The sequence below is a fragment of the Streptomyces sp. NPDC093795 genome (assembly GCF_044764665.1).
GTDB lineage: Bacteria > Actinomycetota > Actinomycetes > Streptomycetales > Streptomycetaceae > Streptomyces.
Genome location: NZ_JBIWIO010000012.1, coordinates 168256 through 183638, shown reverse-complemented (window position 1 = coordinate 183638; position 15383 = coordinate 168256). Strand labels below are relative to the sequence as shown.

General features: G+C 71.7%; 16 protein-coding genes and 1 tRNA gene. 8 read left to right on the top strand and 9 right to left on the bottom strand.

Annotation, left to right across the window (positions count from 1 at the left end):
- Positions 1 to 12: 12 nt before the first annotated feature.
- The 4 genes from ACIRB7_RS28930 to ACIRB7_RS28915 all read right to left on the bottom strand — a co-directional run bounded on the left by ACIRB7_RS28930 (position 13) and on the right by ACIRB7_RS28915 (position 2981).
- Positions 13 to 471 (bottom strand): copper chaperone PCu(A)C, encoded by a 459-nt coding sequence (locus tag ACIRB7_RS28930; RefSeq protein WP_403604146.1) that lies wholly within the window; start codon positions 469 to 471, stop codon positions 13 to 15.
- Complete coding sequence (locus ACIRB7_RS28925) at positions 468 to 1175, bottom strand: SCO family protein (protein ID WP_403604143.1); 708 nt, start codon at positions 1173 to 1175, stop codon at positions 468 to 470. The genes ACIRB7_RS28930 and ACIRB7_RS28925 overlap by 4 nt, the downstream gene beginning before the upstream one ends.
- A 54-nt stretch (positions 1176 to 1229) precedes the next feature.
- Positions 1230 to 2015 (bottom strand): YcnI family protein, encoded by a 786-nt coding sequence (locus tag ACIRB7_RS28920; protein ID WP_403604140.1) that lies wholly within the window; start codon positions 2013 to 2015, stop codon positions 1230 to 1232.
- 174 nt (positions 2016 to 2189) lie between these two features.
- Positions 2190 to 2981, bottom strand: coding sequence for a hypothetical protein (locus ACIRB7_RS28915; protein WP_403604138.1), 792 nt, complete (start codon positions 2979 to 2981; stop codon positions 2190 to 2192).
- A 204-nt stretch (positions 2982 to 3185) separates the two neighbouring features.
- On the opposite strand from ACIRB7_RS28915, the gene ACIRB7_RS28910 reads away from it, so the two are divergent.
- Entirely contained in the window at positions 3186 to 3641 is a 456-nt protein-coding gene (locus ACIRB7_RS28910; RefSeq protein WP_403604135.1) for an ATP-binding protein, read from the top strand.
- A gap of 90 nt (positions 3642 to 3731) precedes the next feature.
- Here the strand turns inward: ACIRB7_RS28910 and ACIRB7_RS28905 are convergent, their stop codons facing one another.
- Entirely contained in the window at positions 3732 to 5192 is a 1461-nt protein-coding gene (locus ACIRB7_RS28905) for an aminopeptidase P family protein (RefSeq protein ID WP_403604132.1), read from the bottom strand.
- Between the two features lie 114 nt (positions 5193 to 5306).
- Positions 5307 to 6698 carry a PP2C family protein-serine/threonine phosphatase gene (locus tag ACIRB7_RS28900; protein WP_403604129.1) on the bottom strand — a complete coding sequence of 464 codons (1392 nt, stop codon included), beginning with the start codon at positions 6696 to 6698 and terminating at the stop codon, positions 5307 to 5309.
- A gap of 637 nt (positions 6699 to 7335) precedes the next feature.
- On the opposite strand from ACIRB7_RS28900, the gene ACIRB7_RS28895 reads away from it, so the two are divergent.
- Together ACIRB7_RS28895 and ACIRB7_RS28890 are read left to right on the top strand one after the other, a co-directional pair.
- A complete protein-coding gene (locus ACIRB7_RS28895) occupies positions 7336 to 8019 on the top strand; it encodes a bifunctional DNA primase/polymerase (RefSeq protein WP_403604126.1) in 684 nt (227 codons plus the stop codon).
- A 200-nt stretch (positions 8020 to 8219) separates the two neighbouring features.
- The gene (locus tag ACIRB7_RS28890) at positions 8220 to 8885 is read left to right on the top strand and encodes a hypothetical protein (RefSeq protein WP_403604123.1); all 666 of its coding nucleotides are present in this window, start codon (positions 8220 to 8222) and stop codon (positions 8883 to 8885) included.
- A gap of 220 nt (positions 8886 to 9105) precedes the next feature.
- Here ACIRB7_RS28890 and ACIRB7_RS28885 read toward each other — a convergent pair whose 3' ends face one another.
- The 3 genes from ACIRB7_RS28885 to ACIRB7_RS28875 form a co-directional block, all read right to left on the bottom strand.
- A complete protein-coding gene (locus ACIRB7_RS28885) occupies positions 9106 to 10083 on the bottom strand; it encodes a DUF5926 family protein (protein WP_403604120.1) in 978 nt (325 codons plus the stop codon).
- A gap of 221 nt (positions 10084 to 10304) precedes the next feature.
- A complete protein-coding gene (locus ACIRB7_RS28880) occupies positions 10305 to 10910 on the bottom strand; it encodes an ATP-binding protein (protein ID WP_403604117.1) in 606 nt (201 codons plus the stop codon).
- Positions 10911 to 11012: 102 nt separating this feature from the next.
- The gene (locus ACIRB7_RS28875; protein WP_403604115.1) at positions 11013 to 11834 is read right to left on the bottom strand and encodes a glycerophosphodiester phosphodiesterase; all 822 of its coding nucleotides are present in this window, start codon (positions 11832 to 11834) and stop codon (positions 11013 to 11015) included.
- Between the two features lie 213 nt (positions 11835 to 12047).
- Between ACIRB7_RS28875 and ACIRB7_RS28870 the strand changes: the two genes are divergently transcribed.
- From ACIRB7_RS28870 to ACIRB7_RS28850, 5 genes are all read left to right on the top strand, one after another.
- Entirely contained in the window at positions 12048 to 13472 is a 1425-nt protein-coding gene (locus ACIRB7_RS28870) for a S1C family serine protease (protein ID WP_403604112.1), read from the top strand.
- A 48-nt stretch (positions 13473 to 13520) separates the two neighbouring features.
- Positions 13521 to 13607: transfer RNA gene (locus tag ACIRB7_RS28865), tRNA-Ser, on the top strand.
- Between the two features lie 135 nt (positions 13608 to 13742).
- Positions 13743 to 13973: an antitoxin gene (locus ACIRB7_RS28860; RefSeq protein ID WP_403604109.1), complete on the top strand. Its 231-nt coding sequence runs from the start codon at positions 13743 to 13745 to the stop codon at positions 13971 to 13973.
- Positions 13974 to 14086: 113 nt separating this feature from the next.
- Positions 14087 to 14608, top strand: coding sequence for an O-acetyl-ADP-ribose deacetylase (locus ACIRB7_RS28855; protein WP_403604106.1), 522 nt, complete (start codon positions 14087 to 14089; stop codon positions 14606 to 14608).
- A 464-nt stretch (positions 14609 to 15072) separates the two neighbouring features.
- The gene (locus ACIRB7_RS28850) at positions 15073 to 15378 is read left to right on the top strand and encodes a hypothetical protein (RefSeq protein WP_403604103.1); all 306 of its coding nucleotides are present in this window, start codon (positions 15073 to 15075) and stop codon (positions 15376 to 15378) included.
- Positions 15379 to 15383: the final 5 nt, after the last annotated feature.

The following is a 15383-nucleotide window of genomic DNA, read 5'->3' as shown; positions in this document are numbered from 1 at the left end:
CCGTCAACGCGCTCAGTGCTTCTGCGGGTTGTGGGTGGCGGCCTCGACGGGAAGCTCGACCTTGATCGGGCCGGACTTCTCGAAGTGGAGCTCGATGCTGACCTTCTCGCCCTGCTTGGGCTTCGTCTTCAGCTCCATGAACATGATGTGGTTGCCACCGCGTTCCAGGGAGAGGGTGCCGCCCGCAGGGATGTCGAAGGACTTCACCTCCTGCATCTTCTGGTTCTTCGTCTCGTGGATGGTGACGTCGTCCGAGATCGGGCTGGTGACGGAGGTGAGCTTGTCCGCCGTGTCGCTGTCGTTGGTGATGGTGAGGAAGCCGCCGGCCATGTCCGTCACCGGCTGCGGCATGAACGCGCCGCTGACCTTCAGCTCGGGCGTCCCGCCGTCGGAAGAGGACGAACACCCGGTCAGAGCGAGCGTGGCGGCGAGCGCGACGGCGGCGGACAGGGTGGTGGTGCGGCGGTTCACGGGTTCTCCCCCTTGATGAGCTTCGGCAGGTCCTTGGCGTAGTCGTCGACGGACGCGTCCTCGCCGTACAGGACGTAGCCCTGGTCGGTCGTGGGCGAGAAGGCGATCACCTGTGCTCCGTGCATGGAGACGACCTTGCCGTCCTTCTCCTTCTTCGGCGGGTCGATGCCGATGCCGATCTGCCGGGCTCCCGCCTGGATGGTGGAGAACGCGCCGGTGAGACCGGTGAAGGAGGGGTCACCGAAGGCCGGCAGCCACTTGGCGAGCTCGGCGGAGGTGTCCCGCTCGGGGTCGGTGGTGACGAAGACGACCTGCAGCTTGTCCTGGTCGGCCTTGGGCAGCTGCTTCTTGGCGATGGCGATGTTGCTCATCGTCAGGGGGCAGACGTCGGGGCAGTGGGTGTAGCCGAAGTAGATGAGCGTCGGCTTGCCCTTGGTGCGCTCCCGCAGGTCGTACTTCTCGCCCTTGGTGTCGGTGAGGACGAGCGCGGGCTTGGTGAACGGCCGGTCGAGGACGGTGGCGGCCTTGGTGGAGTCGCTGCCACCGGAGACCTCCGCGACCGCGCCGGAAGCCTGGCCGGAGGCCTTGTCGTCGTTACCGCCGAGGCCGACGGCCGCGGTGATGCCGAGCGCGGCGACGATGGCGACCGCGGCGACGATCAGTGGGGTGCGGCGGCTCGGAGAGGATGTCTTCTCTGCGGACATGCTGTTTCTTTCCGCTTCTTTCCGGAGTCTGAAGGGGTGAGGTGCGGCCGGCTGTCAGAGCGAGCGGCGGCGGCCGGCGAGGACACCGAAGGCGACACCGGCGACACCGATGAGGATGCCGAGGACGCCGAGGATCCGGGCCGTGGTGTCGGAGGAGTCGGCGGCGGCCGTCTCCTTGTGCGACGCCGTCTCGTCCTCGTGACCGGCCTTCTCGTCCGCCGAGGCGGAGGCGGACGGGGCGGCGGAGGCGGACGGGGCGGCGGCACCGCCGTGGTGGTCGGCGGAGGCGGCGGAGAGCTTCAGGACGGGGGCGGGGTTCTGCGGCTCCTCCGCGCCCTCCTTCTGCTCCTCGATCCAGCGCACGACCTCCTTGTTGTCGTACGTCTGGATCGCCTTGAGGACCAGCTGGTCGGCGTCCTCGGGCAGCTGGCCGAGGGAGAGCGGGAACTGCTGGAACTGGCCGGGGCCGATCTTCGAACCGTCGGCGGTCCAGGTGACCTTGGAGACGGCCTCGTTGATCGTCCTGCCGTGCAGCTCCAGCGGCTTGCTGAGCTTGCTCTTGGTCACCTCGGCCTTCCAGCCGGGGACGGGCTGCGGCATGACGGAGGCGAGGGGGTGGTCGAGCGGGAAGTTGACCTCGACCTTCACGGTGGAGGCGTTGTCGCGCTCGTTCGGGACCTTGATGTTGACGGTCGCGTAGCCGCCCTTGGCGGCCTCGCCCTGCGGCTGCACGCTCACGTGTGCGAAGGCCGTGCCGGACAGCAGCACGACGGAGGAGAGGGCGATGCCACCGGCGAGGGCGACACGGGAAGCGGAGGAGGTGAGACGGGAAACGGTCATGGCAGAAGACACTCCAGCTCGGAGAACGACGGTGGGGTCCGGCACGCCGGAGGGAGGGAACCTCCACGGGCGTGCGGACGAGCGCGGCCCCCGCTCCTGTCGAGCGGACCGCGGCGGACTGCGTCGGCCCGCGTCAGGCCGGGGCAGCCTGCGTCGGGCCGGGTCGGGCCCGCGTCAGGCTGCGAGGACGCAGTCGGCGGCCGGCGGGCCGCGCCTGATCACCGTGTCCTCGAGAGCCTCGGCCACCGGCGGTGGCGAGGAGCCGAAGGTCGTACGGACCGCCTGCCGCGGCCCGGTGCGCGGAGCCGTCGAAAGCCCGGTGAGCATCGCCCGTACGAGACGGAGCGCGGCCCGCAGCGAGCGGACGAGGGCGCACTCGGCGAGCTCCGTCGCACCCTGCTCGGACAGCTCGACGAGGCGGCTGAGGGCCCGGTCCCCGCGGCGCAGCAGCCAGCCCGCGGCGAGGGCGGCGAGCAGATGGCCGAGGACCATGGGCAGCCCGGGCAGCAGCTCACCGGCGGGCGTGGCCGCCGTGGCGGCCGAGTGCCCCGCGTGGGCGTGGGCGGCCGAGGCGGTGGCCGGGTCGACTCCGGCGTCGCGGAGGATCCTGGCGGCGTCGACGGAGTTCAGGGACGCCGTCCCCGCTCCGCAGACCAGCCGGGCCGCCATCCGGATGAGGGCGTCGTCCGCCTCGGGGCTCAGGCCGAGCCGGCGCTGGCCGAGGCCGAACAGGACGTGCAGACCGAGCTGTCCGCCGGCGAGGGCGCCGACGACGACGCCGAGGGACCGCTCCCGCCCGGTGAAGAGAACGGTCACACCGAAGACACCGAGGAACCCGGCGAGCAGGGTCCACAGGGCGATCCCCGCGCAGGCGGCCAGGGCGTGCCCGAGCGCGGACAGCACGACGCAGACCGCGGTGAACACCGCGGCCCTCAGCAGCCGTGGAGCGAGCGCGGGGGCATTCATGGCGGGCCCATCATCGCACCAGGGGCCCTGCCGGCATGCGGCAGGTCCAGAAGGTCGTTCTTGGGGGCCTTCGGGGTGACATACACCGGCGCACTGGGCGAATGCATCCGCCGAACGAGCGCTCTTGTCGCGCCCGGGGGCTTACGAAGGGTGGTGTCCGGCAATACGTATCGGTATGTCGAGCCGCTTCCAGGAGGCTGGAGCATGAGCATCTGGTGGTCACTCCATCTGCGGCGCGAAGCGGCGAGCGTGCCGCTCGCCCGGCGGCTTCTGATGGGGACGATGGAGACGGCGGGCGTCGATCCGGACGTGTCCTACGAGCTGTCGGTAGCGCTGACCGAGGCGTGTGCGAACGCGGTGGAGCACGGCGGCGGCGCCGGGCGCGGCCGTCCGCACGGGGCGCCGACGGGGGCGTACCGGGTGACGGCGTACCTGGACGGCGAGACCTGCCGGATCGAGGTGGCCGATTCGGGTCCGGGCTTTCCCGGCGCCGAGGTGCCGACGGCTTCACACGACGCCGAGAACGGCCGGGGGATGCGGCTGATCGAGGAGCTCGCGGACCATGTGCACTTCGGCAACAGGTCGGGCCGGGGCGGCGCGGTGGTCAGCTTCGACAAGATCCTGAAGTGGAAGGACACCCCTTCCCTCCTCATGGCGTGACGGCCTGAGCCGCACGGCCGATCGAGGGCATGGGGAAGGGCCCCCGCCGGTCGGTCGGCGAGGGCCCCTCGGATCCAACGTACGACGGGATCAGCCCTTCAGCGAGGCCATCCACGCCTCGACCTCGTCGGCGCGGCGGGGCAGCCCCTCCGAGAGGTTCCGGTTGCCGTCCTCGGTGACGAGGATGTCGTCCTCGATCCGGACGCCGATGCCGCGGTACTCCTCCGGCACGGTCAGGTCGTCGGCCTGGAAGTACAGACCCGGCTCGACGGTCAGGCACATGCCCGGCGCGAGGGTCGTCTCGACGTAGGCCTCGGTGCGCGCGGCGGCGCAGTCGTGGACGTCCATGCCGAGCATGTGGCCGGTGCCGTGCAGGGTCCAGCGGCGCTGGAGGCCGAGCTCCAGGACGCGCTCGACCGGGCCCTCGACGAGGCCCCACTCGACGAGCTTCTCGGCGAGGACGCGCTGGGCGGCGTCGTGGAAGTCGCGGTAGGCGGCGCCGGGCTTCACCGCGGCGATGCCGGCCTCCTGCGCCTCGTACACGGCGTCGTAGATCTTGCGCTGGAGCTCGGTGTACCGGCCGTTGATCGGCAGGGTGCGGGTGATGTCGGCGGTGTAGAGCTCGGTGGTCTCCACGCCGGCGTCGAGCAGCAGCAGGTCGCCGGAGCGCACGTCGCCGTCGTTGCGCACCCAGTGCAGGGTGGTGGCGTGCGGGCCGGCGGCGCAGATGGAGCCGTAGCCGATGTCGTTGCCCTCGACGCGGGCGCGCAGGAAGAAGGTTCCTTCGATGTAGCGCTCGCTGGTGGCCTCGGCCTTGTCGAGGACCTTGACGACGTCCTCGAAGCCGCGGGCGGTGGAGGCGCAGGCCTTCTCCAGCTCGGCGATCTCGAAGGAGTCCTTGACGAGACGGGCCTCGGAGAGGAAGACGCGGAGTTCCTCGTCGCGCTCGGCGGTGACCTTGTCGGTCAGCGCGGCCTCGATGCCGGCGTCGTGGCCGCGGACGTTGCGGACGGGGCCGGTGGCCTCGCGCAGGGCGCCGGCGAGTTCGCGCACGTCCTTCGCGGGGATGCCGAGGAGCTGCTCGGCCTCGGTGAGGGAGTGGCGGCGGCCGACCCACAGCTCGCCCTGGCCGTCGAGCCAGAACTCGCCGTTCTCACGGTCGGAGCGCGGCAGGAGGTAGATCGTCGCCTGGTGGCCGTCGGCCGTGGGCTCCAGGACGAGGACGCCGTCATGCGTCTGGTCGCCGGTGAGGTAGGCGTACTCCGTCGACGCGCGGAAGCTGTACTCGGTGTCGTTCGACCGGGTCTTCAGGTTGCCGGCCGGGATCACCAGGCGCTCGCCCGGGAAGCGGGCGGAGAGCGCGGCGCGGCGGGCGGCGGTCCGGTCGGCCTGGGCGATCGGCTCCAGACCGTGCAGCTCGGTGTCGGCCCAGCCGGACTTCATGTTCTCGGCCAGCTCGTCGGAGACGCCCGGGTACAGGCCGTTCTTCCGCTGCTTGATCGCCTGTTCCTCAGTCTCTTCCGGGGTCTCCGGCGTGAGCTCCTCGGCCACGGGTCTGCCTCCTCTTGGTACGACACTGAACCCCCACCATCGTACGGTCGTACGGAAGGGGGCCCAGGGCCGGAAGACCCATTACCGCTGTGTCACCCGACGGTCACCCGCCGGTCACTCGAAGCGGGCGGCGAGCAGGACCACGTCCTCTCCGTCCTCCGCGGTGCCGAGGCCCTCGGGCAGCAGGGTCCGCAGGACGTGGTCGGCGACGGCGCCCGGGTCGCCCCGGTCGGCCTTCGGCACGCTCGCGGCCGCCGCGTGCAGCCGGGCGAAGGCGCGGTCCATGGCGTCTCCGGTACGGCGCAGCAACCCGTCCGTGTAGAGAAGCACCGTTTCTCCGGGTGCCGGGGACAGCTCCACGCTCGGCGCCTCCCAGCAGGAGAGCATCCCGAGCGGGGCGGAGAGCGAGGTCTCGACGAACTCGGTGCGCCGCTCGCCGATGACCAGCGGCGGGGCGTGCCCGGCCCCGGCGAGGACGATCCGGCGCTGGGCGGGTTCGGCGTACGCGAAGAGCGCGGTGGCCGAGCGGGCGGGTTCGGTGAGCCGGAGCAGGAGTTCCAGGTCGGAGAGGACGGCGACGGGGTCCTCGCCCTCCATCACCGCGTACGCCCGGAGGGAGGCGCGCAGCCGGCCCATGGCGGCGAGCGCGCTGGGCCCGGTCCCGGAGACGGAGCCGACGGCGAGCCCGAGGGCGCCCTCGGGCAGCGGCAGCGCGTCGTACCAGTCGCCGCCGCCCCGGGGGCCGGTGCGGTGGCGGGCGGCGAGCTGGACGCCGGGGACGCGGGGGAGACGGCTGGGGAGCAGCTCCTCGGCGACGGTGGCGATCTGCACGCGGGCGCGTTCGACCTGGAGGAGGCGGGCGAGGTGCTCGGTGGCGAAGCGGCCGTACAGCCCGATGAGGTGGCGCTGGCGGTCGCTGGGTTCGGCGGGTTCGTCGTAGAGCCAGACGGCCGCGCCGAGCCGGCCGGCGTCCTCGGTGGCGAGGGGGAGGGCGTAGCTGGCGGCGTAGCCGAGGCGGGCGGCGACCTCGCGGTGGCGCGGGTCGAGGCCTTCCTCGGTGCGGACGTCGCGGATGGCGATCGGGTCGGGGACGCGCTCGGGGTGGCCGGGGTCCGGGAGGCCGTCGAGGAGGCGGCCGTAACTGCTGGTGCCCCGCGGGACGGTCTCGATGGTGCCGAGGTCGGAGTGGGCGAGGCCGAGGCCGATGGTGGTGGCGGGGCCCAGTCCGTCGGCCGGTTCGAGGACGGCCATGCCGCGGCGGGCGCCGACGAGGGCGGCTCCGGCGCCGAGCACCTCACGGAGGGCCTCGTCGAGGGAGGCGGTCCTGATGAGGCGCTCGGTGAGTTCGTGGAGGGTGGTGAGGTCGGAGACCCAGGCGGCGAGCCTGTCCTGGATCAGCGCGCCGGGCGGGGGGACCGGGTCGGAGGGGGGCGCCGCCGCGGGAACCCCGGGGAGGGGCGCCGTAGTGTGCGGGGGCCCGGGAACCGTTGAATCGATTCCAGCCACTTTCGGCATGTGTGGGGCGCTCATGTCAGTCGGCTTTCCGACCGGTGCGTTTGACGCCATAGCATCGCAAACCCCCATGTCATTCTGCGCCGCTCGATGCATCCACATGTACACGCACAAGAGGAGCGATGTCCAGCATTGTCCCCACGGGACTTGTGGTGTCCGTGGGGTTGTCTACAAGGTGGTGCGCAAGGGTTGAACTCCTCGGGAAGTTGGCCGAAAATTGTCCCCGGTGTGCACCTTTTGCGATCGACTGACGTCGTTTGAAGGCGCGTCATTCCGAGCGTGCTGGGTACGTAATCGGTGACAGGCAGGGGCAGTTGGTACTGCCCCGGAACGGGACGCGGGGCCCCGGCGTCTCTCATGCCGCAGGCCGCAGCCCGTCATCGAGTGGCGGGGAACGTGTTCTGACCGCCCTGGTTCCGACCCGGCTCCATCTCGTTCTGACCTGGCTCCACCTGGTTCTGATCCCGCTCCATCCGGTTCCACGTGGCTCCACCCGGTCACGGCCCGGCCGGCCCCGCTCCGACGGGGGCCGCCATCCCCCGCGGGCCCGGTACGCGCTGATACGCACGGTGAAAAGTCCTGCACATGGTGTGATGTGGATTCGGCGTTCAACGGAAAGGAACGAGCGCTCATGCGCGAGATCCTCGGAAGGCGACGCATGTTCCGGTTCCGACGCAAGGCGCGGACCGCCCGGCGTGACGCGGCGATCACCTTCGCCGTCCGATGGAACTGGCCCGTCCTGCCGGGAGCAGGCCTGAGAGCGACGACCCGTACGGCCGCGGGGGCAGCCGCCTGCGCCTGCCCCGACCCCGACTGCGTGGTGCCGGGCGCCCATCCCTTCGACCCCGGGTTGCTCGCGGCCACCACGGACGAGCGGATGATCCGCTGGTGGTGGACCCGGCGCCCGGACGCCCCGGTGGTCCTCGCCACCGGCGGCGCCGCGCCCTGCGCGGTCAGCCTGCCGGCGGCGGCGGGCGCGCGGGCGCTCGCCGCGCTCGACGCGACGGGCATGCGGCTCGGCCCGGTGGTGGCGACCCCGACGCGGTGGTCCATCCTCGTCGCCCCGTACGACCTCGAAAGACTCGGCGAGCTGCTGTACGCGAAGGACAGCGTGCCGAGCTCGCTGCGCTTCCATGGAGAGGGCGGCTATCTACTGCTGCCCCCCTCGCTCGCCGATACCGGGCCGGTGCGGTGGGAACGGGCGCCGCTCGCGGGCTCGGCCCGGCCGTGGCTGCCGGACGTGGAGGCGGTGGTCGACGCCCTGGTGGAGGCGAGCACGAGCACCCCGGGCGGCGGGAGCCGACTGACGTACTGAGCGGGTAGCCGGGACCGCGGGCAGCCGGGACAGCGGGCGGCCGGGACAGCGGGCGGCCGGGACGCCCCTTCACCCGAACGGGTGTGTCCTGGTCCGACTTGTACGGGAAATGGGCGCGCGGCCGACCGCGCGCCCGCCGGCCGCCGATATGTTCCCCCCACCGTTCAAGATCTCCAGCCGAGCAGGAGCAGGTGGGACGCATGAGTCCGGTGAACCTCCGCGTGGTCGGACTCGGGGCCGTCGTCACGGTCGCCGTCCTGCTGCCGCTCGTCGCGATGGCGGGGCCGGCGGGCGATCCCGTACGACCGGCCGGGGCGACCGAGGCCGCCGACGCGAAGCCGGGGGGCTTGCTGAGGGGGCTCGACCTGGGGTCCCGTACAGAGCCCACTCCGGTCCCGGTGGCTCCGGCTACTCCGGCGGCTCCAGCCGCTCGTGCTGCCGTCCCCGCGTCTCCGGCGTCCCCGGTGGCCCCCGCGTCTCCGGCTTCCCCGGCGTCCCCGGAAGGGGTCACGGAGCGGATCACGAACTGTGGGCCGGAACTCGCCTCTCCCGACGGGGTCGAGGCGCAGACCTGCGTACTGGCCGAGGGCCCCGACACCTGGGCGCGTACGTACTACCGGAACGCCACCGGCCAGGAACTCGACGCGTTTCTGACCCTCATGGCCCCCGGCGGGCGGACCGTACAGGTCCACTGCCGGGTCCCGGCGCAGGACGAACCGGGGACCTGTGAAACGCCCAGGGAGCGCGGTCAGGGCGGGGCCACGGGCTATACGGCGGTCGCGGAATTCGCGGGCACGGGCGAGGGTGACAGCACTCCGCTGCTGCTGCGGGCGGGCAGCAACACGGCGGAGCAGGAGGGAAGTTGAGCGTCGACGCTCCGGAGCCTGCCGGAAGCGGACATGGAAAGGCCCGATCGCTGGCGACGGGGGATGCACCAGCGACCGGGCTTCCAGAACGGTAACAAGAGATCTGCTGTTCGCAAATTCGATCTCGGTTATTCGGACAGGGATTTACCCGTCCCTTGACCGGGTTGTGGTGGAAGTCACCGACCGGTCGGTCTGTCAGTCACCGATACCACCTGGGGTATCAGCTGAGAGTCACCTGACGGTTGGTGAGGCCGCCGCGCGCCCGCCGCTCCTCCGCGGTGAGCGGGGCGTCCGAGGCGAGCGCCCCGGCCAGTCGCTCGGCGAACTCGGCGGCCGGCTTCTCGCACTCCTCGGCGGTCATCGAGGTCGGCAGGTCCCAGACCGGCACCATCAGACCGTGTGCACGGAACGAGCCGACGAGCCGGGTGTCCGCGCCGATGGAGGTGCCGTCGCCGGCCTGGAGCCGGGCGAGCGCGTCGAGGAGCTTCTCCTCCGGGTGCGGCATGACCCAGCGCAGGTGGTTCTTGTCCGGGGTCTCGCACCAGTAGGCGGAGTCGACGCTCGTCAGCTTGACGGTCGGGATCGCGGCCGCGTTGGCCCGCTCCAGGGAGGCGGCGACCTCCGGGTCGGCGCCGTCCGCGGACGGCGGGATCCAGAACTCGAAGCCCGAGTGGACCTCGGGAGCGAAGGCGGCGTCCGCGTCGAGCAGGTCCTGCAGACGCGGGCCCTCGGCCGGCACGCGGCGCGGGGGGACCGGGGTGCCCGGCTCGGTCTCCAGGGCGCGCTGGAGCGTGTCGGCGAGGTCGCGGGCGAGGTCGCCGGAGGTGGAGTCGTTCTGCAGGGCGAGCAGGACGGAGCCGTCGTCGCGGCGCAGCGCCGGCCACGCCATCGGCAGCACGGTCGCGAGGGTCACGGACGGTACGCCGTCCGGGAGCCCGCCCTTCAGGGTGAGCGGCACGGTGGCGGCGGGCACCAGCTCGCGCAGCGCGACCCAGTCGCACTCGCCGGCCAGCCCCTCGAAGGGGCGCTGGACGAGCTCGGTCACGGCGTGCGCGGCGGCCCGGCCGTGACACGCCTTGTAACGGCGGCCCGAACCGCACGGGCACGGCTCGCGGGCGCCGACGACCGGGATCTCCCCGCTCGTGACCTGTGCCTGGCCGGTCTTGCCGGCCTTCGTCTGGGGGCGCTTCTTGGCCATGGTGTGGCTTTCTCCCGATCGCGGCGGTGCGGTGCTTGTTTCCGGGCGCGAGCCTAGCCGCACCGGGCGCCGACACCCCTCAGGCGGGGCGCGCTGCCCTGCCGGGCGGTACGCGCACCCGCACCCCCACCCGTCCTCGCACCGGCCGCGCCGCAGCACGCACGCACATGCACACATGTACGCACGCGCCGCGCCACGCAGCCCCGCACGCCGTGCGCGCGTCAGTCGAGATCGTCGTACGCGTCCAGGATGTCGAAGCGTGAGCCCCCGCCGCCGACGCGGGCGGCGAAGTCCTCGCGGCGGTGTCCCTCGGTGACCACCACCCAGACCGTGACCTCGCCGGCCGCGCTGTCCCGTACGCCCCAGTCCTGGGCCAGCGCACTGATGATGTTCAGCCCGCGGCCTCCCCGTGCGGTGACCGAGGGCGTCGAAGGAACGGGCCGTGTCGGACCACCGCCGTCCGTCACCTCGACCCGCAGGCCGCCCGCGGAGTCCACCCGCCAAGCCGCCCGTACATCCCCGTCGCCCCGGTCCGCCCGCCCCAGCGGCCTGCCGTACCGGCAGGCATTGCTGAGCAGCTCGGAAAGGATCAGTACCGCGTCGTCGACCACCGTGTCGGCCACCCCGCTGCGGTACAGCTCATCCCGCATCCGGTGCCTCGCCGCACCCACGCCCGCAGGGCCATGGGGTACGGCCATGCTCGACGACGTGGGCACCTCCTGTGCCACCACCAACGCCACCCCCGAGACCTCCTTTGCCCCACGCCACGGTGTGAATGCCCCAATGGCCTGGACCGGAAACCGGCCAATCCGCGTGGGATGAGGCACTCGTGACGATCGCGTAGGTACCGAACGCGCCGGTGCACACCCTGAAGCCCCTGTGAACCCGTGTGGCGCAAGGGAAGGAAGGGGCTGCGGGGGAGTGGGGGATCAGTCGCGGCCCAACTGGGAGAGCACCTGCTTCGGGCGGTTCGTGATGATCGCGTCCACGCCGAGGCGCTCGCAGAGCTCGACGTCCTCGGCCTCGTCGACCGTCCAGACGTGGACCTGGTGCCCGGCGTTCCTGAGCCGGAGGATCACGGCGGGGTGGTGTCGGACGATCCGGATCGAGGGGCCGGCGATGAGGGCGCCCGCGGGGAGCCGGCCGTCACGCAGCCGTGGCGAGACGAACTGGGCGAGCGAGACGGTGGGGAGCGTCGGCGCGGCGACGGCGATCCGCTGGAGGGAGCGGGCCGAGAAGCTCATGACGCGGACGGGGGAGTCGGTGGGGGACGCGGGCGCGTGGAGGCCGAAACGCTTGAGGAGCTGGAGGAGCCGCTCCTCGACCTGGCCGGCCCAGCGGGTGGGGTGCTTGGTCTCGATGGCCAGCTCGACCCGGCGCCCGGCGTCGGAGACCAGCTCCAGGAGGCGTTCCAGGGTGAGGACGGAGGTGTACCCGGGGTCCCGCCAGTCGGGGCTCTCGCCGGAGTCGTCGCGGCCCTTCCAGACGCCGAAGTCGAGGGCGGTGAGATCGGCGAGTTCGAGGGCGGAGACGGCACCGCGGCCGTTCGAGGTGCGGTCGACGCGCCGGTCGTGGACGCAGACGAGATGGCCGTCTGCGGTGAGCCGGACGTCGCACTCCAAGGCGTCGGCGCCGTCCTCGATGGCCTTCACATAGGCGGCCAGGGTGTGTTCCGGTGCGTCCTCGGAGGCTCCACGGTGGGCGACGACCTGGAGGGGGGCGCGGTTCGGGTGCTGCCGTGCGTGAGTCACGGCGTCATGGTGCCATTGGCGGGGCGGAGCGGGCACACGGGAAGGCGTCCGTTCTGTCCGTATATAAAGGAAGAGGTGCGAACGCACAGCTCCGCCTTACCGTGCCCTGACGTCCGGTGGGAAAAGCTGGTGCAGCACCCTGAATCCCCTAGGTGATCCTTCAGGTGACCCCATAGGCACCCCACCCCGCGCAGTCAACGAGGAGAGCGAGCTGTGAGCACCGAGAACGAGGGCACGGCGGTTCCGGCGGACCCGGCTGCCCCGTCCGCCCCGCCGACACCTCCCTCGACGACGACACCGGACCAGCCGACGGCGCAGACCTCGCCCCCGCCGCCGCCCCCGACGGACGCCCCGACCGTCGTGCAGACCCCGGAAGCGACGGCGGCCACCCAGGCTCCCGCGCCCGCTCCGGCTCCCGCGCCCGCCGCGGCGGGCGGCTGGCCGCCGCCTCCGCCGGCCGTACCGGCCTGGGGTGCCCCTCCGCCCGCGTCCCCCGCTCCCGGCTCGCCGCGCAAGCGGTCCGGCGGCCTCGTGGCGGCCGTCCTGGCGGCGGCGCTCGTCGCCGGCGGCGTCGGCGGTGGCATCGGCTACTGGGCGGCCGAGCGTGGTGACGACGGCGTCAGCTCCACGACGGTCTCCTCGGGCCAGGCCCCGGCGGCCTTCAAGCGGGACCCGGGCACGGTCGCCGCGGTCGCGGCGCAGGCGCTGCCGAGCGTGGTCACGATCCAGGCGAAGTCCGGCGCCGCGCAGGGCGGCGGCGAGGGCGAGGGCGGTACGGGCACGGGCTTCGTGTACGACCAGGAGGGCCACATCGTCACCAACAACCATGTGGTGGCGTCGGCGGCGGAGGGCGGCACGCTCTCCGTGACCTTCCCTGACGGCAAGGCGTACGACGCGGAGGTCGTCGGCCGGGCCGAGGGCTACGACGTGGCCGTCCTGAAGCTCACGAACGCGCCGAAGGGGCTGAAGCCGCTGCCGCTCGGCGACTCCGACAAGGTGGCGGTCGGCGACTCGACGATCGCGATCGGAGCGCCGTTCGGCCTGTCCAACACGGTGACGACGGGCATCATCAGCGCCAAGAACCGCCCGGTCGCCTCGGGCGACGGCTCCGGCGGCGGCAACTCGTACATGAGCGCCCTGCAGACGGACGCGTCGATCAACCCGGGCAACTCCGGCGGCCCGTTGCTCGACGCGAGCGGCGCGGTGATCGGCATCAACTCGGCCATCCAGTCCACGGGGAGCGGCTTCGGCCAGTCCCAGGCGGGCTCGATCGGCCTTGGCTTCGCGATCCCGGTGAACCAGGCGAAGAACGTGGCCCAGCAGCTGATCAAGACGGGCAAGCCGGTCTACCCGGTGATCGGTGCGACGGTGAACATGAGGGGCGAGGGCGCCACCATCGCGTCCCAGGGCACGGGCGGCACCCCCGCGGTCGTCCCCGACGGCCCCGCGGCGAAGGCGGGCCTGAAGCCGGGCGACGTGATCACGGGCTTCGGCGACCGCCAGATCGACAGCGGCCCGACCCTGATCAGCGAGATCTGGACGCACAAGCCGGGCGACTCCGTCAAGATCACCTACGAACGCGACGGAAAGACCTCCACGGCCACGGTCACCCTCGGCGAACGCACCGGCGACAGCTGACCGGTTAGGCTGTTCCCCGCGCCGCCCGTGCACACACCGACGGCGCGGGGTGGGTTGCCCGAGCGGCCTAAGGGAACGGTCTTGAAAACCGTCGTGGCAGCGATGTCACCGTGGGTTCAAATCCCACACCCACCGCAGATGAACGGCCCCTGACCAGGTAATTCGGTCGGGGGTCGTTTGCTGTTCCGGGTGGTGGGGTCGCTCAGCGGATGCGGGAGTCGGGTGGTGCCGCGATGCTGGAGGGGCTGGAACAGCGGCTAGGAGGGCCAGATGTCTGTGTTCGACAAGCTCAAGGGGATGCTGAAGGGCCACGAGGAACAGGCCTCCAAGGGCGTCGACAAGGCTGGTGACTACGTCGACGGCCGGACCCAGGGCAAGTACAGCCGTCACGTCGACACCGCCCAGGAGAAGCTCAGGCAGCAGATGGGCGGCACGGGGCAGGGGCCGGACACCCCACCGCCGAACTCCCCGCCGCCGCCGGACTCCCCGCCTCAGCGGTAGAGCGGAGGCGCGCATCGCCCTCAGGGGCGCCCCGGATGTTTATTCGGGGCGCCCCTTCGGGTTGATCCGGTTGTATGGCCTCGCCGGAGGGTTGCTGGAGAAAGGGTTCTGTCGTGGTGCGGATCGTGCTCGTGCAGGGGGACATCACCGCCGAGCCGGCGGACGCGATCGTCAATGCCGCGAACTCCTCGCTCCTCGGGGGTGGGGGAGTCGACGGAGCCATCCACCGGAAGGGCGGCCCCGAGATCCTCGCCGCCTGTCAGGACCTGCGCCGCTCGCACTACGGCAAGGGGCTGCCGACCGGGCGGGCCGTGGCGACGACGGCGGGGCGGCTGCCGGCCCGGCATGTGATCCACACGGTCGGGCCCGTCTGGTCGCGGGAGGTGGACCGTTCGGACGCGCTGGCCTCCTGCTACCGCGAATCGCTGCGGGTCGCCGACGAACTGGGGGACCGCACGGTCGCGTTCCCCGCCATCTCCACCGGGATCTACGGCTGGCCGATGGAGGACGGCGCCCGGATCGCCGTGGAGACGGTACGGGAGGCCCGTACCGAGGTGGAGGAAGTGCGGTTCGTGCTGTTCGACGCGCGCGCGTACGCGGCCTTCGAGTCGGCTGTGGGGCAGGAGATCCCGTAGGGGGTCGGAGAATCCAGCAGGCCACCTCCCTTGTCGTGTCGTCGAACCTTTTTCCCCTTTTGCTTGTTTGTTCTGGTGCTGTGCCGGGGCGACTCGCCGTCGCGTTCTTCTCGCGGGGAGATTGGCGGGAAATCTGCCGGAACGGTTCCTCCCTTGCGGCACACCGGCTGTGCCTGTCCTGAAGTGCCTCTCCCCCGGTGAGCTGGGCCTTTCCTTGTATTCATGGGGTTTATCGGCTTGTCCTCACGCTTGCGGGGGAAACAGCCGCTCCGGGGTGGTTCGCCGGGGATTCGGTGGGCAACTCTGGATTCGCGACGTCGAGCACGAACAACCGGGGCGGTCGGCCAACTGCCCTGGAAGACGGCCGTAGTTCAGAGCAGTGCAGAACAGTGCAGAACAGTCCGGCGCACTTCAGAGCAGTTCCGCGCAGTCAGCACCAGTTTTCAGTTCCCGGAGGAACACACATGGCAAGCATCCGTACCGCCCGCATCCTCGCCGCTGCCGCCGCCCTGCCCCTCGCCGCCGCGCTCTTCGCCGGGGTGGCCCAGGCCGACAACGGCGGGTTCGCGGACAACGGATCGAACACGAGCGTCGCCACGATCATCGGCAGTGGTGTGGGTGGGGAAAACGACGGCAACTCGACCACGACGCAGCAGGTGGCGACCGGTTCCGGTGCCTCCAACCAGAACAACACGGCCAGCGTGAACGGCTCCGGCTTCACCCACATCACCCAGAGCAACCCGGTGGTCAACTTCTACCCGTGGTGGTGACCAGC